The organism is Parabacteroides sp. HGS0025 (assembly GCF_000969845.1).
Taxonomy (GTDB): Bacteria; Bacteroidota; Bacteroidia; order Bacteroidales; family Tannerellaceae; genus Parabacteroides; species Parabacteroides gordonii.
Window position 1 is genome coordinate 38190 of the sequence record NZ_KQ033902.1, and the last position, 22838, is coordinate 61027.

General features: G+C 43.8%; 11 protein-coding genes. 7 read left to right on the top strand and 4 right to left on the bottom strand.

The genetic code is table 11. The annotated features are described in order from the left end of the window. The first annotated feature begins 87 nt into the window (after positions 1–87). The 5 genes from HMPREF1212_RS00155 to HMPREF1212_RS00175 all read left to right on the top strand — a co-directional run bounded on the left by HMPREF1212_RS00155 (position 88) and on the right by HMPREF1212_RS00175 (position 12599). Positions 88–3486: a TonB-dependent receptor gene (locus tag HMPREF1212_RS00155; protein WP_046147995.1), complete on the top strand. Its 3399-nt coding sequence runs from the start codon at positions 88–90 to the stop codon at positions 3484–3486. Between the two features lie 12 nt (positions 3487–3498). Continuing rightward, the gene (locus tag HMPREF1212_RS00160) at positions 3499–5142 is read left to right on the top strand and encodes a RagB/SusD family nutrient uptake outer membrane protein (protein ID WP_046147996.1); all 1644 of its coding nucleotides are present in this window, start codon (positions 3499–3501) and stop codon (positions 5140–5142) included. A gap of 372 nt (positions 5143–5514) precedes the next feature. Then, positions 5515–6072 carry an RNA polymerase sigma-70 factor gene (locus tag HMPREF1212_RS00165; protein WP_046147997.1) on the top strand — a complete coding sequence of 186 codons (558 nt, stop codon included), beginning with the start codon at positions 5515–5517 and terminating at the stop codon, positions 6070–6072. A gap of 179 nt (positions 6073–6251) precedes the next feature. Continuing rightward, entirely contained in the window at positions 6252–9134 is a 2883-nt protein-coding gene (locus HMPREF1212_RS00170; protein WP_046147998.1) for a TIM barrel protein, read from the top strand. A gap of 6 nt (positions 9135–9140) precedes the next feature. Further along, a complete protein-coding gene (locus HMPREF1212_RS00175) occupies positions 9141–12599 on the top strand; it encodes an SUMF1/EgtB/PvdO family nonheme iron enzyme (RefSeq protein ID WP_046147999.1) in 3459 nt (1152 codons plus the stop codon). A gap of 594 nt (positions 12600–13193) precedes the next feature. Here the strand turns inward: HMPREF1212_RS00175 and HMPREF1212_RS00180 are convergent. The 4 genes from HMPREF1212_RS00180 to HMPREF1212_RS00195 form a co-directional block, all read right to left on the bottom strand. Then, on the bottom strand, positions 13194–13748 hold the full coding sequence (locus HMPREF1212_RS00180) for a serpin family protein (protein WP_046148000.1): 555 nt from the start codon (positions 13746–13748) through the stop codon (positions 13194–13196). Between the two features lie 17 nt (positions 13749–13765). Further along, positions 13766–14464, bottom strand: a complete 699-nt coding sequence (locus HMPREF1212_RS00185; RefSeq protein WP_046148001.1) for an SIR2 family NAD-dependent protein deacylase — start codon at positions 14462–14464, stop codon at positions 13766–13768. 74 nt (positions 14465–14538) lie between these two features. Then, positions 14539–16008: a glycoside hydrolase family 125 protein gene (locus tag HMPREF1212_RS00190; protein WP_046148002.1), complete on the bottom strand. Its 1470-nt coding sequence runs from the start codon at positions 16006–16008 to the stop codon at positions 14539–14541. Positions 16009–16034: 26 nt separating this feature from the next. After that, positions 16035–17216: a glycoside hydrolase family 76 protein gene (locus tag HMPREF1212_RS00195; protein ID WP_046148003.1), complete on the bottom strand. Its 1182-nt coding sequence runs from the start codon at positions 17214–17216 to the stop codon at positions 16035–16037. Positions 17217–17771: 555 nt separating this feature from the next. Here HMPREF1212_RS00195 and HMPREF1212_RS00200 point away from each other — a divergent pair. Both HMPREF1212_RS00200 and HMPREF1212_RS00210 read left to right on the top strand, forming a co-directional pair. Next, positions 17772–18008, top strand: a complete 237-nt coding sequence (locus HMPREF1212_RS00200; protein ID WP_046148004.1) for a DUF4248 domain-containing protein — start codon at positions 17772–17774, stop codon at positions 18006–18008. Between the two features lie 467 nt (positions 18009–18475). Next, positions 18476–22564, top strand: coding sequence for a DUF6383 domain-containing protein (locus HMPREF1212_RS00210; protein WP_046148006.1), 4089 nt, complete (start codon positions 18476–18478; stop codon positions 22562–22564). The last annotated feature ends 274 nt before the right edge of the window (positions 22565–22838 follow it).

Below are 22838 nucleotides of genomic sequence, written 5' to 3' on the forward strand. Positions count from 1 at the left end.
GAAGTAAATGTATTTGAACCACGGGCGGATAGAATTTCCGGCCCTTTTGCGAAGTAATTAAAATGTTAAATCTTAAACAAGTGAAGTATGAAAAAAACATTTAGAAGATCTGTTCAGGCCTTATTGGCTACAAGAGCAGGACGTCTGGCTAACCTGGCTGGTGTGTTACTGGTTGCCGGAACGCTCACTCTTAGCGCAAATACGTATGCGACTGAACATATGCTTTCCTTAAATCTTAAAAATGCCACGATCCGCGAAGCTATTGAGTCGATTAAGAGTCAAAGTGAGTTCTCATTCAGTCTGGATGTAAAAGACTTGAATCTGGATGAAAAAGTATCTGTTTCCCTGGCGAATAAATCGATTGATGAAGTGCTGGCCGTTCTGTTCAATGGGCGGAATGTTCGTTATGAAATCAACGATCGCCATATTGTAATCACTCGTGCCGGAAAAGTCGGACCGGAGTCAGTGATGCAACAGACAAAACGTATTACAGGTCGTGTTATGGATGCAAATAGCGAACCTGTTATCGGTGCAAATGTCGTAGTAGATGGAACGGCAATCGGAACGGTTACGGATGTGGATGGGAACTTTACATTGGATATTCCTGAAGGTGCTACATTGAAGATTTCTTATATAGGTTATATCGAGCAAAGTATTCCGGTTGGGAATAAATCTGTTGTCTCTGTTATCCTGAAAGAAGATTCACAGGCACTGGATGAAGTGGTGGTGGTGGGTTTCGGTACACAGAAGAAATTGAATTTGACAGGTGCTGTAACGGCCGTGACGGGTGAAGATATGGCTAAACGTCCGGTAACAAATACTGCAACAATGTTACAGGGCCAGGTGCCGGGATTACGTGTAAATCAAGGTTTGGGTACTCCGGGTGACGAGTCTACCTCTTTCCGTGTACGTGGTCAGGGCACTTTCTCCAGTGCCGGTTCAGATCCATTGGTTTTGATTAATGGTGTGCCCGGTAGTATATCCAATTTGGATCCGAGTGTTATTGAAAGTGTTTCCGTGTTGAAGGATGCTGCTTCAGCTGCGATCTATGGTGCCCGTGCGGCTAATGGTGTTATTCTTGTTACAACTAAACAAGGTGCGGGTGTCGGTGATGGTAAAGCACATATTGCATATCATGGAAATGTGGGTTTATATAATCCGACTCGCATGTATGATCTGGTTACTAACTCTGTCGAATATATGGAACTATATAATTTGGCACAGAAGAATTCCGGAACGGGTAAGGCTTATACACAAGAACAGATCGATGCCTATAGAAATGGTGGAGGCAGCGAACAGTATCCGAATTTCGATTGGTTGGATTATATGTTCAGGACGGCTGTCGTTCAGAATCATAACTTGTCTGTTGCTGGAAATTCAGGAAAAACGACTTATAACGTCGCATTGAATTTTGTGAATCAACCGGGAACTTTAAGAGGATTCGAGTATCAGAAATATAACGCGACAGTAGATTTGACTTCCCAGATCACAGATTTTATCAAGATCGGTACTTATACCAGCATGATGTATGGTGATCGTTCTCAGCCACGTCAGGGACAGGATGATGTTTTGTTATCAACAATGTCACAAGCTCCGACCTATATGCCGTGGTTGCCGGATGATGGATCCGGTGTGCGTCGTTGGACAGGCTCCGCTTATTCGCACGAAGACCATAATAAAAATATGCCGGCCATTATTGCATCGAATACATCTAAAAAATTCCAGAATTTTGATATCAATGCTCAATTATGGGTTGAAGTGAATCTGGCAAAAGGATTGACATGGCATACGAAAGGTGCAGTCCGTCTGGAGTCTAATAAGTCAAAAGAATGGGGAGGTTCGGATGAACCTGTTTACGATTACCATACAGGTGTAAAGACTGGAAATCTGGATAAAGGGAGCAATGGTTTGACGGTGGAAGATCAGCGTCGTTTTTATCAAAATCTGTACACCTATTTGAAATATGATTATACGACTCCGAATACCGATCATAATTTTAATATTATGGCAGGTTACAACCAGGAGTCAGAGAAATATGAAACATTGAAAGCTTATAGGAAAGAGTTTGCTTTTGATCTTCCGGTTATCGATGCGGGGTCTAATGCAAACTGGTCTAATGGGGGAAAGCAGGAAGAATGGGCTATTCAGTCTGTATTCGGCCGTTTGAACTATAACTTTAAAGAACGTTATTTGTTTGAAGCAAATATGCGTTATGACGGTACCTCCCGTATTTCATCTGAAAACCGTTGGGGTATTTTCCCCTCTTTTTCTGCTGGATGGCGTCTTACGGAAGAAGATTTTATTAAAGGGCTGAATCTTAATTGGTTGAATAATGCCAAGTTACGTGCTTCCTGGGGGCAATTGGGTAACCAGAATATCGGTTTGTACCCTTATCAGGCTATGATAGAAAGTGTTTCCAATTATCCGTTTGATAAAAAAACAGAAACTGTCGGTTATCAGCAAAAAGCCTATGCAAATCGTGATATAAAATGGGAAACAACGACTATTACCGACATAGGTGTCGACTTACAAGTATTCAATGGCCTAACTATGACTTTTGACTGGTATAAGAAAACCACTTCCGATATTTTACGCTCATCACAAGTGTCTTACTTATTGGGACTTTCTGCTCCGACTGTAAATAATGGAGAAGTTGAAAATAAGGGTTTTGAAATCGCATTTAACTATAATAACATGATTTCAGACGGCGTTTTCAAAGGTTTGCAGTACAATGCCGGTGTCTATTTCGATCGTTCAAGAAACAAACTGACTCAGTTTGGTGCGGAAGAAATCGATGGTTATAAACTGAGAAGAGAGGGACTTCCTTATAATGAATATTATATGTTGGAATGTATCGGAGTTTTTGCAACGGAAGATGAAGTGAAAAATTCTCCGAAGCAGTTTAATGATAATACATTGCCGGGCGATTTGAAATATAAAGATCAGAATAATGACGGTGTAATCGATAATGACGACCGTGTACCGATGTCCGGACGTTTTCCGGGGTTTGAATATTCGGTAAATGCCGGTGTAAGTTGGAAAGGTTTTGATTTGTCTTTATTAGGACAAGGTGTTTCCGGAAAGAAATGGTATACGACTGACTGGGGGATGCAACCCTTCCGCCAAGGTTCTGCTCCTACTCGTGAATATATAGAAGGCATGTGGACAGAGGAAAATCCTTATAATGCAGAGCATCCGAGATTATATAACGATAATTTGGGAGGTAATAAGAATACAAGGGCAAACAGTTATTTCTTACAGAACGCCTCTTATTTCCGTTTGAAAAATTTGACTTTTGGATATACTTTGCCTAAATCTGTTACGGATAAGGTTAAAATGTCGAGAGTCAGAGTTTATTTCTCCGGAGATAACTTGTTGACATTTACAAAATATTATGGTTTGGATCCTGAACGTAATGATGACGGTCGTGCAGCCCAGTATCCTCAGAACCGGATTTGTTCATTTGGTTTGAATGTTGAATTTTAAAAGTAGAATGCAATGAAAAAAGTAATAAATATAATATTGGCTTCGGCTTTATTGGTGGGTTCTACGACATCTTGTAGTGATTTCTTACAGAAAGATCCTCCTTCTTCACCATCACAGTCTATTTTCTGGCAGAAGAAAAGTGATTTCGATTCAGCATTGGCAGGAAGTTTTTCCATGATGTATGAATGGCCCGGAGTTATGTCACAGATTGTAGCTTGTTTTGATAACCTGACAGATAATTCTATTTGTCAGCATAATGAGTCTACTTATGGTAGTTCACAAACAATCGCATTGGGTGATTTGGATCCGAATACCGGCGGATATGTTTCTTATATGTATGATCATTGTTATAGAGGCATTGCCCGTATTCATTTGGTCATGGAGAATCTGGAAACTTATCAGGGTGCGGATATGTCGGAAGCAGACAAGAGTTTTATTCTGGCGCAATGCAAAGCGTTGAGAGCTTACTATTATTCCTGGTTGTACCAGTGTTATCGGGAAGTTCCTCTGGTGACGTCTTCTTTGACAACGGAAAATATGTATCAACCGAAAGCTACCCGTGCTGAAGTGTATACTCAGATTATAAAGGACTTTGATGAGGCAATCGCAGCTTTGCCCGATAAACCATATTCGGATTCACAGATGAGCGGGTATTTTACTCCGGGAGCGATGAAGGCGTTTAAAGCTCGCTTAATGTTGGCCGAAGCTTATGATGATAATGGTAATGCGGATGCATCAAAAATGGGTACAATCGTAACGTTGCTGGAAGGTATTCAGGGATATGAACTGGCGGATAGAATGAGAGATAACTTTATTTCTGCGCAACAGTTAGCTTCTCCTGAAATCATGTTCTCTGTTCGTTATTTAGCACCTAACACTACACATAGTATGGACTTGTACTACGGGGCGTGGACAACATGTGGAGTAACCCGTGATTTGGTAAATGCTTTTGAATGTACGGATGGTTTGAAATGGGGGGAATCTCCATTGACTGCAACAGTTGATGAATCGTTGTTAGCAACGGGATCCTTGTCGGACGCTAATAAGGCTGAAAGAGAAAAATTGTTTTCTGGTGCAGGTGGAGTTCATATTCGTGATCGTCGTTTGTATGAAACGGTTTGCCATAGTGGAGTAGCCATTTTCCCGGATGAAGGATATGAAGAAAACGGACCAATTACAATAACCAATCAGATGCAGACTGGTTTCGGTATGATGAAATTACTTCAGCCGACTACAGAAATGCCAAGTTATTCAACGATCTCTGATGCAGATGTTGTTATTCTGCGTTATGCTGAAGTATTAATGATGATTGCTGAAGCTGAAAACGAAGCAAATGGACCGACTCAAAAAGTTTACAATGCCGTTAATAAGGTTCGTGTACGCTCTGGACAACCGGAATTACCTGTAGGCCTGACAAAGGAGCAGATGCGTGAGCGTATTCGTAATGAGTGGCGTGTCGAATTTGTATTTGAAGGTCATCGTTACTTCCAGTTGAAACGTTGGAAATTAATGGAAAAACTGGTGAATGGAGCGGCAGATCCTGCTTTACCTACTTATGTGAAGGTATTTAAGCCGGCATTCTATTATTTCCCGTTACCACAAAGTGAAATCGATAAAGCAGGTGGCGTTTTGGTTCAAGATTCGAATTATAAATAAGTACTTGCTTCTTGACGCCGATAGACAATGCTGAATGAATAGCTTGTTTTGTTATGTAAATCGAGCGTGTCTATTGAAAATTAATAAGTGTAGATGTGTTTTATAGTGACTAAAAAAAACGGTCGTTTTTTTTAGTCACTGTTTTTCAGAAAAAACTTTTTCATTTCAGAGCATTAAAAGTACTGATATTGTGTGCTATACTAGTCCATTTAAAACTGAAAAATGAATAAGTTTGATTTGCACAAAAATGACTAAAAAAAACGACCGTTTATTTTAGTCATTCATGGTTTTTGTTAAAACGTCATGTGATATTTATTGTGTTGATATTTAGGTGGATAAGTAGGTTTGTGGCATTATCTATAATCTGTTAGGATGGATACTCGTGATGAATTAGTGGAGTTGCAGCAAGGAAATCATAAAGCTTTTGAATTCTTATTCAGAAAGTATTATGTCCTTCTGTGTTATGAAGCACGTTCTTATATCCTGGAGAAACATATAGTCGAGGAGCTGGTGGGGGATGTTTTCCGTTGGTTATGGGAGAACAGGGACACGCTGGAGATTGCGACATCCATCAGGGCATATCTTATCAAAGCTACTCATAATGCCTGCTTGAGTTATCTAAGGAAAAATCAACTTCAGTATATAGAGCTGGAAGAGGTAAAAGATAAAAATACCTTGTTCTCGCTGGATGAATCCCCTCTCGATTATGTTTTGTCCAGGGAATTGATAGAGCGGGTCGACAAAGCGGTGAAGGAATTGCCCCCACAGTATAAAAAGGTCTTTGAGCTTAGTCGGTATAAGAACCTGACCTATGCTGAAATCTCTGCTGAAATGGGCGTTTCCGTAAATGCAGTAAAATTATATCAGAAGAAAGCCCTGGCACAGCTTCGTCTGGTACTGAAAGACTATCTTCCCGCCTCTCTCGATTAGGCTATATGCACGAAAATCGTTATTATTTACTCGTAAATATATTCTAATTAGTAGATTATCAGCTTTTTTAAGAACGAATAGACACCTGTTGTCAAAATATAAATGCACCTTTGTTGCGATAAGGAGTGATCGCCCTATCGGTTGTCGGCTTGTTAACGCAACAACAATATATTATACTTATGAAAAAAATTCTAGTACTTCTAACTCTGTTGGGATTGTTGTATCCCAACCAATCGTTTGCGCAGAACAGTATCAGGCTGTATCCTTATCAGATGACACCGTCCCATCATCCCGATTACTCCCGTTATCACGTGAAATCGCCGGATGCCTCTTTTTTTAATAACAAGATACAGTTTATCGCTCTTCGTGATCTTTCGGGCGATTATAAACAGAAGCTCGATCAATGGGTAGATAAGGACAAACTGGGGGATATCCTGTGGGTGTCTTATCCGTTGGTTTTTCAGGATAACCTGAAGGAAGTTGTTGGCGAGATAAAGAAAAGGAACCTTTACCTGTTCGATCTCTGGGGATATATTCCCGGTTCGGGCCCCGGCGGGTACTGGACACAGTTCGTTATTCCTGACGGGGTGCTCGACCTGTTCGAGTCGGAGCTGGGCGACCGCTGGCTGGGAATGGATAACGGTGAACAGGACGGCCGGTATGTAGGCAGTTTTGCCCCCCGCATGTATCCGCTCGGTGCCGACCGCAAGCAACAATATTTCAACTTCCAGCGTCATTTCCAGGAGATGGGGGATCAGTTGGGTAATAAAATGGCTACCCTTGTCTCGCTCAACTTCGGACATTATTTCCTGAAGGAAGGTGTCTACACCCTGATCGGTGCGGAAACGGCACAGGGCTTGCCTAACTCACAGATCTATTACTCTTTTATCCGCGGAGCCGGTAAGCAATATGGGGTCAACTGGTTTGGCAATGCTTCTGTATGGAACCGCTGGGGACATAAGACTTACGACTCGAACGCCACCAATATAGATGAAGATTACGGAAGCGGAGGCCCGTTGAAAGGAACCTCTCTCGGTCTTCTGAAACGGTTGATCTATACGCATCTGATGTACGACTGTGTGGCAGTCGGTTTTGAAGGAGCGATGCGGATCGACGACAAGAAACTCAGCCCGATCGGTAAGATACAACAGAGCGCGGTCAAATGGCTCGACAAATACGGTGATCCGGGCGTTATGTACACGCCGGTTGCCTTGATGACCGATTTCTTTTCCGGTTGGTCGTTCCCCCGCCATCTGTATTCCCGGCAGGCCTATAAAGTGTGGGGTAATCTCCCTTACGAACAGCCCGACTATCTGACGGATGCCATGCTCGATATCCTGTATCCTGGCTACCAGGATGCTTCCTATTATAAGGATGAGAGAGGTTTTATCGCTCCCACACCTTACGGCGATATTGCCGATTGTCTGATGAGCGATGCCCCGTTATGGGTAATGAAACAATTTCCTATCCTGGTTATCTCCGATGAGCTTCGTCCGGGGAAAGAGATCAATGATAAACTGAACGCCTATGTAAATGAAGGCGGGCATCTGGTTATTACTGCCGGTTCGCTGAAGAATATGCCGGACGGTATAGCCGGCATTCGTACCTCCGGAAAAGTGAATACCTGTACGGCTCCAGTCACTTATAACGGAAAGTCGCTGACAGAGAAGGGAGCCTATACCTTGGCCGAACTGGTTTATCCGTCTTCCGCCGTCGTTCTGCAAAAGAGCGGGGAGCAGCCCGCCGCAATCGAAATGAAAGCCGGCAAAGGGAAGGTTACCGTGATCGCTTCTCCGTACGGAGTTACGGAACAACCTCAATGCGCATTGCCTGTGAAGGTAAAGGAAGAGCAACCGCTGGATAAACCTTATCCGATGCTTGGCCATACGAAAGCCTTAATGCAGGACATTTTCGCTTCGGCTCAACTGTTCGATACCAATCCGGAGCTAAGCCTTGTTACCTGCTCGAAAGATAACAACGAATATACCGTGCTGGTGTCCAACCAATATTGGGAACCGAAAGAGTTTACCCTTCGTGCAAAAACCGGAAAGATCACTTCTATCCGTGAGTTGCCGACCGATTGTTCTGAAATGAACGCGATCGGTTATACGCCTAAAGTGGCATTGAACAGCCGTCCGGGAAAGAATTCCGGCAACCGGATCGCAGGTGGCAACGTACGTATCTTCCGTGTCCGGCTGAGTGATGCGGATATTACGGCAATACCGGAGATCCCTTCTGTGCCTAATGTCACCGGCCGGGCTCTTACCTTGCGGAATATTCAGAATGTAAAAGAGGAGATCCTTTCCCGTCCTACATTCTTTGAACATTACGACCGGGTGGTGATCGACTGGCGTTATCTCCACGACAAAGAGCAAGAGGTGTTGAGACATGAATCGGGCTGGCTGGGACGTCAGAAACTGAAGATGACAGTCGACCTGACATCAGGGCTGAACCTGTACCCCGATCTGCGTATCGTAAACAACGATGCCCCGTTCTATCAGAAAAGCATGGAAATAATGAAAGGAGTCATCGATAAAATGGAAATACTGGGTGCGGACGAGTTGCTGATCTCTACCCAGCGTACTATCGAGAACAATTATACAATGGAACAATTCTACCAGTCGTTGCAAGAGTCTTTCCGTACGTTGGCCGACTATGCTGCGGCAAAGAATATCCGCCTGATCCTGCGCCAATCCGTTTCCCGTACGCCGGATACTGTCGAAGGCCTTCAGAAACTGGTAGGAGAGGTGAACCGTCCTAATTTCACTTTGGCTCCGGCTGTATCGTTATTGCTGAACGATGAGGCCAACCTGGATAGTAACTTGTCGCGATTGAAACAGATGGATATCAGGGAACTACTTGTTTCTGCTCCTGAAAAAGATATTCACGACCAGTTGTGGAATACGAATGCCCCGATCTATAAATCATCGAAGACGGAGGCCATACGCAAGATTCTGTCTGCTTTCCCGCAGGCAAATATCATTATGGATTGTTTGTATGCTTCTCCCGATGAGGAATATATGGATGGGAAAGAGATGGATAAACTTATCACTAAAAAATAATCGTCTATGTGGAAAAAACTATTGATTACAGGATGTGTGGCCTTCTGCTTACTGGGTGGAGGCGTATTATCCGCACAACCCAGTTGTGAAACGAAAGAGGAAGTAACCTCCGAGCAACTGGACAGGACGCGTAAAGGCCTGGAAGCCATGCTGAAAGAGTTGAAGAATGCTTCCTTCTTTCAGGCAGAGTTGAAAAAAGCAGCCTCAGCCGGTACGCCGTCTGAACAGATGCAGGCCTACAAATGCCTGGCAGGCCGTGTCTTGACCGTGTTGGAAGTACAGGCGGAACTGGAATGGATGAAACCGGCCGCTATCGAAGAAGCGATCGGTGTCATGAAAAAACAATCCAGCTTCGATGCCGGTAAGGCAGAAAGCCGCTTGAATGAGCTGAAGAAACTGTTGGCTGGAGGTTTCGACGGAATTTACACCGGCGATCAGCCGAGCCTCGAAAAAGCCAACAAAGCGCTGGCGCTGAAGAAAGAGATACTTCTGATGAGTCCGGATGTGAATGTGGATAAGATGCTGACCGTTAAATTCGACCTGGGCGACCGTGCTAACTTCGTGGGAGCCGGTAGCCTGGGGATCCAGCCTAACAACTGGTCGAACCTGAGTTCCGCCAGCCGCCGTAACTTCAAAGCGGAGTTGGTCGAACTGTCAGGCCTGAAAAGCGGTAACCTGCAGGAGAAAACCCTTTACAAACCGGAAGTGGACGGATCATCCGTAACCGATCTGGTGCTCCATTGGGACGGACAGCGTTTGTTATTTACCGCGCTGGATACGACCCGCCGCTGGCAGGTACATGAAATGAATATCGACGGAAGTGGCGTGAAGCAAGCCGTCAACATCCCCGAACCCGACCTTGAATTTTTTGATGCCACCTACCTTCCCGACGGACGTATGCTGGCAATCTCCAATATCGGCTATCAGGGCGTCCCTTGCGTAAATGGTAGCGATGCCGTGGGCAATATGGTCTTATACGATCCCCGTACCCATGATATGCGCCGCCTCACATTCGACCAGGATGCCAACTGGCACCCGATCGTCATGGCTAACGGGAAGGTGATGTATGTCCGTTGGGAATATACCGACCTGACGCATTATTTCTCCCGTATCGTTATGCACATGAACCCGGACGGGACGGAGCAGAAATCGTTGTATGGCAGTGGCTCCATGTTCCCGAACAGTATCTTCGATGTGCAGCCGTTACCCAAGCGTACTAACCGTTTCGTCGGCGTTATCTCCGGACATCACGGCGTTGCCCGTTCCGGCCGCCTGATGATCTTCGATCCGGCCAAGAGCCGTAAGGAGGAAAAAGGAATGATACAGGAACTGCCTTTCCGGGGCCGTCCGATCATTCCGGAAATAAAAGATGAACTGGTGAACGGCGTATGGCCGCAATTTATCAAACCTTATCCGCTGACGGACGAGACTTTCCTGGTGACAGCCAAATTGTCTCCTTATAGCCGTTGGGGTATCTATCTGGTGGATATTTACGATAACCTGACATTGGTTGCCAATGCCGACAATGCCGGTATGATCTACTCCGTTCCGGTGAAGAGCACCCCTGTTCCCCCTGCCATCCCCGATCGTGTCAAGCTGAATGAAAAGGAAGCAACGGTCTTTATCCAGGATATTTACGAAGGGGAAGGATTGAAAGGCGTTCCCCGGGGAGAGATCAAATCATTCCGTGTCTATGCCTACGAATATGCTTACCGTAGAACCTTGTCCGACCATTATAACCACGGTATCCAGGCCGGTTGGGATATCAAACGTCTGCTGGGTACTGTTCCGGTTGAAGAAGACGGTTCGGCTATCTTCAAAATACCGGCCAATACCCCTGTCTCCCTGCAACCGCTCGATGGGGAAGGACGTGCCGTGCAATGGATGCGTAGCTGGCTGACCGGTATGCCGGGCGAAGTGGTTTCCTGCGTGGGATGCCATGAAGACCAGAATACGATTCCTGTGCCTAAAAGAGTGCAGGCTTCTACCCGCAAACCGCATGAACTGGCCATTGCAGAAGGCGGTGTCCGTTCCTATTCCTTCAAATACGAGATACAGCCGATCCTCGACCGTGCCTGCGTAGCCTGCCATGACGGAAGCAAAGCCGGTCGCCCTAACTTTAAGGATACGACTTCCGTTGGCGTTACCGACTGGAGTGGCACACGCTATATGCAAAAGAGTTACCTGGCCTTCCATCCTTACGTGAACCGTCAGGGGCCGGAAGCCGATATGTACGTGATGACCCCGTACGAATACCACGCTTCCACCAGTGAGATCGTCCGTCTCCTGGAACGCGGTCACTACAACGTGAAGCTGACCGACAACGAATGGGATCATCTGTATATGTGGATCGACATGAATGCCCCCGGACGCGGTGAGTTCGACGCCGATCCGCTGAACGGATACGACCAGTACGAACGCCGTATCGAGTTGGCTGATAAGTATGCGAATGCGGGTGTCGACTGGCGTAAGGAACTGGCCGATTATGCTTCCTTCCTGAAGGGTAAAGGAGAGATCCTCCCGGAAGTGCCCGAACAGGTCGCTCCTGTCAAACATAAGTCGGTGAAGCTGAAAGGTTGGCCGTTGTCTGCCGAAGAGATTCAGAAGATCTTATCGAAAGAGAAATCTTTGCGGAAAGAGATCGAAGTAGCCGACGGGGTGAAGATCGCTTTCGTCCGCGTTCCGGCAGGTAAATTCGTCATGGGATCGAACAACGGTTATCCCGATCAGGCTCCGGAGTTCAAAGCGGATGTGAAGTCCGGTTTCTGGATGTCGGAGAAAGAGCTGACCAATGCACAGTATAACGCCCTGGTACCGGATCACGACAGCCGTATCTATGCCCAGTTCTGGAAAGATCATACGACGCCCGGTTATCCGGCCAATAAACCGGATCAGCCGGTTATCCGTGTAAGTTACGAAGAAGCGATGGACTATTGCAACAAACTTTCGGAAAAGACCGGTTTAAAAGTGACGCTTCCTACCGAAGTACAATGGGAGTGGGCTTGCCGGGGTGGTAGCGACCAGCCTTTCTGGTATGGCGGTATGGGTGCCAACTTCGGTTCGTATGAGAACCTGGCGGATGTGCAGCTCGAAAAGATGGCGGTTACAGGTATCGATCCCCAGCCGATGGAGAAAGATAATCCCTGGTTCCAATATTACGATTATCTCCCGAAAGTAGAAACCGTGAACGACGGCATGATGATCCCGACCGACCGCTACACCTATCAGGCAAACCCGTTCGGCTTGGTCAATATGCATGGAAACCTGCAGGAATGGACTCGTTCGATGTATGCGCCGTATCCGTATAATGAGAAATCGCAGGCAGCAGCAAATACCCGTCAGGTAGTGGCTCGCGGCGGTTCCTGGCTGGATCGTCCGCAAGACGCCACGGCAACCGCCCGCCGCGTTTATCTGCCCTGGCAGAAGGTGAATAATGTAGGGGTTCGCCTGGTTATCGAGGATTGAAAATAAAAAATCTGTCAATCTTTGCTCCGGAGCAACTATTCATGCAAAATCAGGCAATAAACCTTTCACCCTTCACCTTACACATAATAACTTATTGATTATATTTTGTTTAACAGCATATACACAGGGTGAATGGTTGGATAAAAAGGTGAATGGTTGGATCCAACCATTCACCTTCCTATATATAAGTATTTATCCGGCAACTTAAAAAGTATCTTTCCCCTTATTATCCATTACCATTAAACCTATTGCAAACTAACTCTTTAGTTATTACTTATAAATCCGGACACCGCCATCGTTAAGCTTTGCGACCTTGGTTGTTAAGCTTTGCGACGATGCTCAGCAAGCTTATCGACGTTGGTCATTAAGTAAATAAGCTATAATATTGACCTTAATCAGTTCAGACCTTTTATTTACTGAGCAATAGTATAAGCTGTAAAAATAAGTAATCCGGATAAGACGAGGGTGAAAGGTTCGTATAAACCATTCACCTTTTTGAGTGACCATTCACCTGGGAAATAAGCGTCTTATCCATTGATTTGCATGCCGTCGCACTCTGCCAGGTGAACAGTGAACGGTTTTAATGCTTTTTTATCATGTAAAATCAAAACCATTATTCGTCCATCCATGTATTAAAAATACTTCTTTTGCAATATTATTTTGAACATTAAAACAAGCCAAGGATGCAATAAAGGCTTTCTTTATGCCTAATGCCTTTAGCTGTTTTTCAAGGTTAATCTTTTGCTCCATTTTAAAGCGTGGTAGGTGAAGCTCGAATTTATGGAGCGAGAGGTTATTTAACCATTTTTCCCACTGCTCTTTGTCGAGATGGGCTATAATTTCATTGATGTCCCCGTCTTTATCCTGAAAACCCATCAGCTGTCTTATTTCGTCATAAGTATCTCCTTCTGTCCCGTTCATAATCATTCCCAGACAGAAACTAACACTGAAAGGAGAAAGGCAAATATTCCCGGTTTCGGATTGGACGACTTTCTTATAGAGGTTGAAAGTGAATTCCTGATTGGATTTCGTGATGGTTTCGGGCGGATAATTACTTTGTTTGTCCACATGGCAACCCGGCAGGAGAAACAGTAGGGATACAATGGTAAGCAATGTATCTTGTCTCCAGTAATTATCAAAAAGGGGCATAGAGTTTCGTTTTAGAGTTAGTGTCTGGATACCTTTAGTATTTTACTAAGCTCTTTAACTCCTTCCGAAGCACCGGACTTTATAAAGTGAATATCGTTGCGGTAGGTATTCACTTCTTTGGGGTCTATCAGGTAGATAGGCTGGCCGCGGCGTACGTAGTTCAGTAATCCGGCGGCCGGATAAACATTGAGCGACGTGCCGATAACGACGAATATGTCACATGATTCCACCATGCGTATGGCCGGGTCGATCATCGGGACAGCTTCGCCGAACCAGACGATGAAAGGACGGAGCTGTACGCCGTGAGGGTCTTTATCTCCGATATGAATATCCGGATTTTCCGGTGAAATGTCATACGTTGTGTTGAGGTCGCGGACGGAGCAGGCTTTCATTAGTTCCCCGTGCAGATGGATCACGTCCGTGCTTCCTGCCTGTTCATGCAGATTGTCGATATTCTGGGTGATAATATGTACCTCAAAATCCTTTTCCAGTTCGGCCAGTCCGATATGTCCGGCATTCGGTTTAGTGTTCAGCAGTTCCCTGCGCCGTTGGTTGTAGAAGTTGAGTACCAGCTCGGGGTTAGCAGTAAATCCCTTGGGAGTCGCTACATCTTCTACCCGGTATTTTTCCCATAGTCCGTCCGAATCGCGAAAGGTGGAGATACCGCTTTCGGCACTCATGCCGGCACCGGTCAATATGACTAATTTCTTTTTCATAAGGCAGTTGTTTTGAGCCCCTTGGCACAAAGGGCAGGTTTGGAGCCTGCCCTTACCAAGTCGGTTATTTCTATTTATCCCAGATTATTCAGAATATCCGTTTTACCTTCTTGTACCAGGCGGTAAATCATTTCGCCGAACAGGGTGTTTACCCAGGCGAACCAGGAACGTGTAAATTTCTTTGGATCGTCTTTGTGGAATGACTCGTGCATGAAGCCGGTGTCGCCATCCGTGTCGCGTAGCATTTTTACGCACTGGCGTATCTCTTCGTTGTCGTTGGTGGTGTTGCATCGCATGATGATACTCATCGGCCAGATAAAGTCGAAGCCGATATGCGGGCCACCGATACCTTCGCCGGCTTTACCTTTGAAGAAGTAAGGATTGGAAGAGCTGAGCACCAGTTTACGGGTGTTCTGGTATACCGGATCGTTTACGTCGATACATCCCAGGTAAGGCATAGCCAGCAAACTGGGGACATTCGCGTCGTCCATGAATACGTGATTGTGGAAACCGTCTGCTTCAAACGCATATACTTTGCCGAATTCCGGATGCTCTACAATAGCATATTTCTCGATGGCAGCAGCCACTTCGTCAGCCAATGAGTCGCACTGGCGGGCAAAATCATTATCTTTTCTGATGTTGCGCATCATCTCGGCCAGCTGGCGTAGAGACGTTACGGCAAACATATTCGACGGGATCAGGAAGCCGAACAAGGAAGCATCATCCGAAGGACGGAAAGACGAAACGATCAGGCCGACCGGATTTACCGGGCTACCGTAACCATCGTTCAGCAAAGTATCGCCCTGGCGGTCGGTAACACGTGAGAAACGGTAAGGGCCGAGGCCATCTTTACGTTGTTGCTCGATGAAAGTCTTGTAGACCGATTTCATCGCTTTGTCCCAGTCTTTGTCGAAAGGAGAAGTGTCGCCGGTCTTTTTCCAGAAATGGTAAGCCAGGCGGATCGGGTAGCAAAGCGAGTCGATCTCCCATTTGCGTTCGTGGAGTTCCGGCTTCATGTCGGTACGGTCGCTTTCCCATTCGCTGCCTGTCGGGCCTTCGTTGAAACCGTTGGCATACGGGTCGATGTTGATACACCAAGTCTGACGGTTGATAACACCTGCCAGCATGGTCTTTACCGCCGGATCTTCGTTGGCGAATTTAATATGGGGGAAAACCTGTGCCGACGAGTCGCGCAACCACATGGCGTGGATGTCGCCTGTCAGGACGAAAGTATCGGGCTTGCCGTTCAACATCTTATGTTCGCAGGTGGTATCCAGCGTATTCGGGAAACAGTTTTCGAACATCCAGGCCAGTTTAGGGTCTTTCAGTTTCGCTTTAGTAGCCTTGATCGCCTTTTCTACGGCTGCCGAAGTGAATTGCCGTTTTTCCGGAGCCGGGCGAAGGCATGTGTACTGTGAAGTCTCGGAGATAACCGGAGAACCGGTGGAAGCTGATTCAGCCATGTGAGCGAACGATTTCTGTCCGACTAACAACCCTGCCAGTGAGAGGCTCCCGGATTTCAGGAAGTTTCTACGTGTAGTCATGGTGAGTTTACGTTTTTGTTTTATGATTATTGAATGTTATTGATCTCTGCAAAAAGTTCAATCATGCAGGCATTGTCCAGCAACCATTTGAACTTCTTATTTTTAGTTCCGGCCCAGTCGTTACCCAGGAAACCGTTCTCGTCACGGGTATACTTCCAGGCATAACGGGCATTGTCTGCCATCGTATTTACATATTCATAATTATTATCCACCTCTGCCAGGGCGATAAGTCCGCGCAGCAGGATAACGTTGAACCATGGATTTGAGGGGTAAAAGTAAGCATCTTTTCCGTCAATACCAGTACGTTTGCTCAAAAAATGATTGTAAGCGCCTTTGGCCGTATTTTGTGCATCCTTCAGGAAGGTTTCGTCGGAAGTAGTCTGGTAGAGAAGTACACCGGCCTGGATCATCTGTCCGCTGTTGTAGGTGAACTTGGCTTTACCGATTGTTTTATCGAGGCTTATGTTATCCCAATAGACCTGGTCGGATGGATCGCATAAGTTATTTTTCGTCCAGTGGTAGGTTGCCAGGGCCTGGTCGAGATACTTTTGTTCTTTCGTCAGGTTATACAGTTTCATGCATAAGACGGTTGCCGGAGCATTGGAACAGGTGTTCTTGGATGTCTTTTTCTGTTCGCACCAGTAGATACCGCCGCCGAGCACTTCATCCCAACCACTATAGATGTATTCGTATAGTTCCTTCGCCTTCAATAGATACTGTTGGTCTTTGGTGAGTGCGTACAGGTCGCAGAAGTCGATGGCCAGCCAGTCGTTGTCATCATAAAAGCGGTCGCTTTCGCCGTTGAACATCGGATAGCTCTGATAGCAGTGCGGGGTACGTGTATTGTCCCAGTATAGATCCAGTCCGGGAATAATGCGCTCTTCCAGGACTTTCAGGTACTTTTCATTTCCGGTCGCTTCATACAGGGAGATACAGCCCGACAACATGCCGGAGTAAGGCCACAGGAACGATACTTCCTGATCCTTTTTCTGTTCGCTTCCTTCGGCAAGATAAGTGACCTGATTCTCCGGGTTTACCGGATAGGTTTCTGAAAGGAGATGATACTTTTCGACATTATACTTTTCCAGGATATTGGTGAGCATGGAGTCGGCAATAGAAATGTCACTGTTAGTTGTCGTGACAGAAGGATTGCTACAGGATGTTATGCCCAATAGCAAGCAAGTGCAAAATAAGGTTATTTGCTTCATGATAGAATATGTGTTAGTCTAAAGAATTAAAAGTGCTACAAAAGTAATAGATTCTCTTTTCAAGTCAAGGCGTTATACTGAAAATTGAATGTTCTTTTATGAAATCTGCTATTTTTGTTGTTTTTCCCGATTATCAAAATGACACTAGTATAGCGACTAATCGGAATTAATATAGCGGGTAAAATGAATTAGTATCGCGACTAATATTTTTTAACATACTAAAAGGAAAGCGTTAAGATGAAATAAGAAACAAATAGTAACTTTGTGAAAGAACAGAAAAAGGTGGCTCGACTGCCGGATAGCGATATCCGGTGGCCGGGCTTTTTTGTTTACATCAATCAGTTAACCTTACATCGATACATCTTCATTGCTTGTGCACCGTGCTGTTAACCTTCGGTGCTTCAAGTGTAAAACAACTTAAAAAAAGGAGAACTCATGGAGTATGAAACTCTCAAATTCGGAATATATGCGCTGGTAAGCAGCAATATGCATTTTTTATCCGGCGGCGTTTCAGATTGTACTAGTATTATTAATTGCTATAAATAAAATAAGCATATGAGCATCATTATAAATCGAGTATATGGCCATACAGAACTGGCCAGACTCTATTTTCCCGGGATATTAGATAAATCTGCATCATCGCAGTTGTCTTCGTGGATCAATCGAGATGAAGACTTATTGGCAGAGTTGAAAAAAGCAGGTTACAAAAAAGGCCAGCGTATGTATACGTCCCGTCAGGTGGCGATCCTGAGAGATCACTTAGGTGACCCCGAAACCAGGAAAGAATGTTAAAATAGAAACAATAATTAACGAAGCATTTAGGGCAATGGTAAAAAGGCCGTGGTTTAACTCTATTTTAACAGATGTACGTGCGCGTACATTTAATATATGTATAGAAACTAGAGAAAAAACCGGTACAAGGTGTGTAATAACGCATTGAAGGTATATAAAACAAAAGGTAAGGATGAGAAATGGAGTGACTAGGAAAAACGATCGTTTTAATTCGTCAACAAAGGTACTTATAGTTTTCAAACCACCAAAGAAATCGATAAAATTCTTTCCCTTCCTATCTTCTTTCTTATCAATAGAATACGAAAGTCTGTACAAAAATCCCGTTTCGAATTACGAACAGATCATGACCAAAACAAAATGACTAGAAAAAACGATCCTTTTAGCTCGCCATTTAACAAATGGCAACACTTACGATCGATATGGGTAGGCTTTTAAGTAACACTATTATTAATATTAAATTTTAAATTATGAACAAAAAGTTTTCTACACTTTTGACAGTGGGCTTACTGACTGGTGGCGCGCTGTTTAGTTATGTGGATGCGAAGGATGTTGCTCCTGCTGCATTTATTAATGCGATCGGGGAAGGCAATGTTTTGGATTTGACTTCTCTGGAATTAGGCAATGATAAGGTGATTGCTTTAACCGGAGATGTTGATTTGTATCCGGCTGCTGCTCAACAAGCGAATAAAGAAACTCCGAAAACTCCTTCTTACGTAATTATTAAAGATGCAGGCATTACATTGACTAGCTCTGGTTCAGTAGCCAATCTCTTTAAAGGGCGTATCGTGATTGCTGCAGAAGATGTAACTGTAAGCGGACTTAAATTGCAGAATAATCTTTCACAGGCTGTATTAGGTGGATTTTGGAATAATACATCGATTACTATTTTTGCAGATAAAGCAACAATTACTGGTAATGAGCTTTCTGCATCAGTAAACGATGGCAATACGACTAATATCGTAAATGGGGTTATTTTGTATCCGCAAAGTGGAGAAGTTGCTTATACTGTTAAAGGTAATAAGTTTACGGGTTTTGCTCAAACTGCTTTTGATAGTTATGGCTATTGGTATTCTATCGCTTGTCAGGTGTATCAGAATGCTCAGAGAGGAGAAAGTGCAGATAGTGCACCTTTGAATCTTGATGCTTTGAAAAACAAAAAAGGTGTGGCTTCAAAATCTGCCGTTATTACTAAAGGTTTGGATGGAAAGTCTATCGCTAATACAAATACATTTAGCAGTAATGATGCTAATGTAATTATACGTAATGGCATAGAGGTTTTTGAAGATGGGGAAGTAAACACGAATCATGTTGTTGAATTTGCTTATTTGACAAAAGCTGCTGACGAAACAGAAGCTGCAGTCGTTTCAAAAGCTAATACAATTACTCTTTCTGCTTTCGAAGCTGCATTAGCAGATGTTATCACAAATGGTAAAGCTGATGGCTCTACAGTTTTGACAGTAGAAGGTGCAACTCCGACGGAAATAGCAGAAGCTATTGAAAAAATAGCTTCTAAAGGACAAGAAGCAGATGCTTTGGTTAGTAAAAAAGCATTAAGTGAAGCCGCAGTTTTGATCAATACAGTAGATGCTAATGGTAATGCAACAGGTGCTATCGCTTTGGGAGATGTTGCTGCTCCGGCCGGAACTGTTCAGGTGTCTGTTTCTGAAACTGGTGATGTAGTTGTTGCTCCTATAGCTTCAACGGCTAAAGAAATGACGTCTGGTAATTATTATGTGTTCATGGATAAAGATGAGCCAGCTAAGGCTTTAGGTGGTACTACTACTTTTGCTTGGGCTGAATATGAAACCAGCACGAAGTCGAACTTCTTGTGGACTATTGATGAAATGATTAAGTCTGATGCTACTACAGCTTATGCTACATTGAAGAATAAGAATGGAAATTTCTTAATGAGCTCTGCTAAGAAAGTCGCAATTAAATTAAAGAAAGAGGATAATAAGTTTGTTCTTGATTATACAGCTGGATCTGTTACGCTAAATACTATCGATGCATTAGGTGGAACAGCTGTTAAATTTGAGAGTAAAAATATCGTTGTTGTCAACGCTCCTGCTAACACAATCGTAACTGCTTCTCAATTGAAACAGTACTACGGTGCAAGCTTTGAAGCAAAAATCGAATATGCAGATGAAAGCCTGAACGCAGATCAGTTTATCGGACTTTTGACACCTAAGACTGACATTATAAATGCGACTAATTCTTCTTATGCTTTGGTAAATGCTGATGGCAATTATATCGTTGTTGATACAAAAGATAAATATGCAGTAGGTAATAACAAAACTTATGGTTATAAGCTGAAAGCTATTACCAGCAAGGCGTTAAGAACAGCTTTGGCAGATGCTGATACAAGAGATCGTTATGCTTATTTGTTCACTGTTTATGCTTATGACGGATTTGCTGCTGGTGATAGCAAGGTTGCCAGAATTGAAGTTGCGGTAGCAGGCGCGACAGCAACTAGTGGTAAATATACAATTGGTGAACTGGAAGTAGAAAAAGAAAACTATTTATCAGCAGAAAAAAATACAAATGATCCGTATTTGTCTTCTGTTTCTATTGAATTAGGTCACTTCAATATTGTTGATGTTAAAGCATTGTTAGGTTCTAAACCTGGCTTCTTTACTATAACTGCAAAACATAAAGATAAAGATCAGACAATTTATGGTAAAGTATTAGGTTTGGATGCTTACGGTAATGTTGCTTATGTGAAGGCAAACGAAGCTTTGGTAGGTTATCCGGAAACTCAGTTTGCTATGACTTATGATGCTGATAATAAGGTGCTGACGCTGAAGAATCGCGAACAACCGTCTGCAGCTAAAGACTATACTCGGACTGAAAATGGAATGACTCCTGTTTATTGGACTTTCGATGCAGAGCAAATCTATTGTATCCCTGGAGAAACAGACGTATTTGCTTATCAAGGCGATACTATCGAAATTATTGCACATACTGATTATAACGAATACGACGGTTACCTGCGTCTGAATGCAGATGAATTGAAAGATCAGTCTTATTATGTAGGTATCTATTCTCCGGTATGGAAAGGTAATGCATGGATGGTTGAAAACCATGCTGGTAGCCACCAGGTTGGTTTGGATACTGAAAAAGCGAATGCAACTGAATGGACATTGACTCCGGCTATGTGTCATGAATTGGATGTAGATGGTGAAGTTGTATCTGTTACTCCTGATACAATTGAAATCAGAAGTATTCTTGGATATTACGATGGAAATACATACAAGACTACTGTAGAAAAAGTAAATGGTGAAGATGTAGGATCAAAGATCCTGAAATTCCCGGCATATACTTTGATGAACTCTGCTAATGGCGAGTATATGGCTTATGATGGCAACAGTAAGTATGTAACTGGTGAAGCTTCAAAGAAAATTGGTTATACAGATGCTGCTGACGCTGACTACTTTGCATTGAAGATGGTTGGTAACGATAAGTATAATTTGGTAACAGTTTCTACAAATGAAGATCTGGTTGAAGATCCTGTAAATACTATAGCTAACCGAAAAGTATATGGTGGTGATAGTGCAGATAAAGGTATTTTGAATCGTGCAAACAATATGTATGCACAGACTGAAAACGATATCTTTACTGTAGAGCCTAAAGAAGCTCCTGAATATCGTACAGTAGCTATGGCTGATACAATCAAAATTTTCCGTAACGAAAGTGCCGATGAAGCACAGGTATTGTTTGAAAAGGGTGAATTCCTGAGTATTGCAAATGCAGTTCAGTTCCCGGAAATTAATCCGGCATTGTATGTAGATACTGCTTATGTAGATCGTGCTCACAACAATCGTTGGGAATATCTGTTGGCTGTAGATGCTAAACATTGGGAAGATAATCGTGAATGCGATATCGAAGGTCATCCTAAACACAAAGCTGATACAACAAGCGGCCGCTTCTTGGTTAACCTGATGGATTCTGCTTATGTATATGGTGAAACTCACCTGCATAACAATAAATTCATCAACGAAGAAGATGGAGAAGATTGGGCTAAGTTAGGTTTTGTAGAAGGTTACCATACACACGATACATTGTATCTGAAACGTCCGAACGGAACTTATGACAAACTGCCGATGGATCGTAAGGACTATTCTCACAGCATTGCTAAGTACGCATTCCGTTATGTAGATCAGGAAGAAGGTTCATTTGTTATCGAGACCGGACGTAAGGCTTGGAATGGTGGCGAAGCTGTATCAAAAGTTGAAACAGGTTATCTGAAATGGTTGAATGGCGTAGTTGTAGTTGTTGCAGATATCAAGAATGCTGATGTATTCAACATGAATGAAGATGAAACTCGTACTCCGACAGCTAATGATGAAATTAATGCTTCTGAAGTATCTATAGTTGCTACTGACGGTGCAGTAATCATCTCTGGTGCTCAGGGTAAGAAAGTTACTATCACTAACGTTCTTGGTCAGACAGTTGCTAACACTGTTCTTTCTTCTGATAAGGCTGAAATCGCTGCACCTGCAGGTGTAGTTGTAGTAGCCGTAGAAGGTGAAGCTGCTGTAAAAGCAATCGTAAAATAATAGAAACTATTTATAATCAATAAATTTAAATTTGACTGCGCGGTTGATGCCCTATACAAGAATCAACTAATTACCCTGTGACAGGCGAACAAGCGGTCGATATTAATACTAAAGTAATGAAATAAAGTTCTTCTGTTCTACCTCTGTGAAGAGCAAAAACAGACAAAAAGCAACCCCTGGGAGATTCGTCTTTCAGGGGTTTGTGTTGTATGGGGAGAATACCTATCTTTGTCTCCCGATAACCATAATAGTCACATTTTGAAAGTAATTCTCA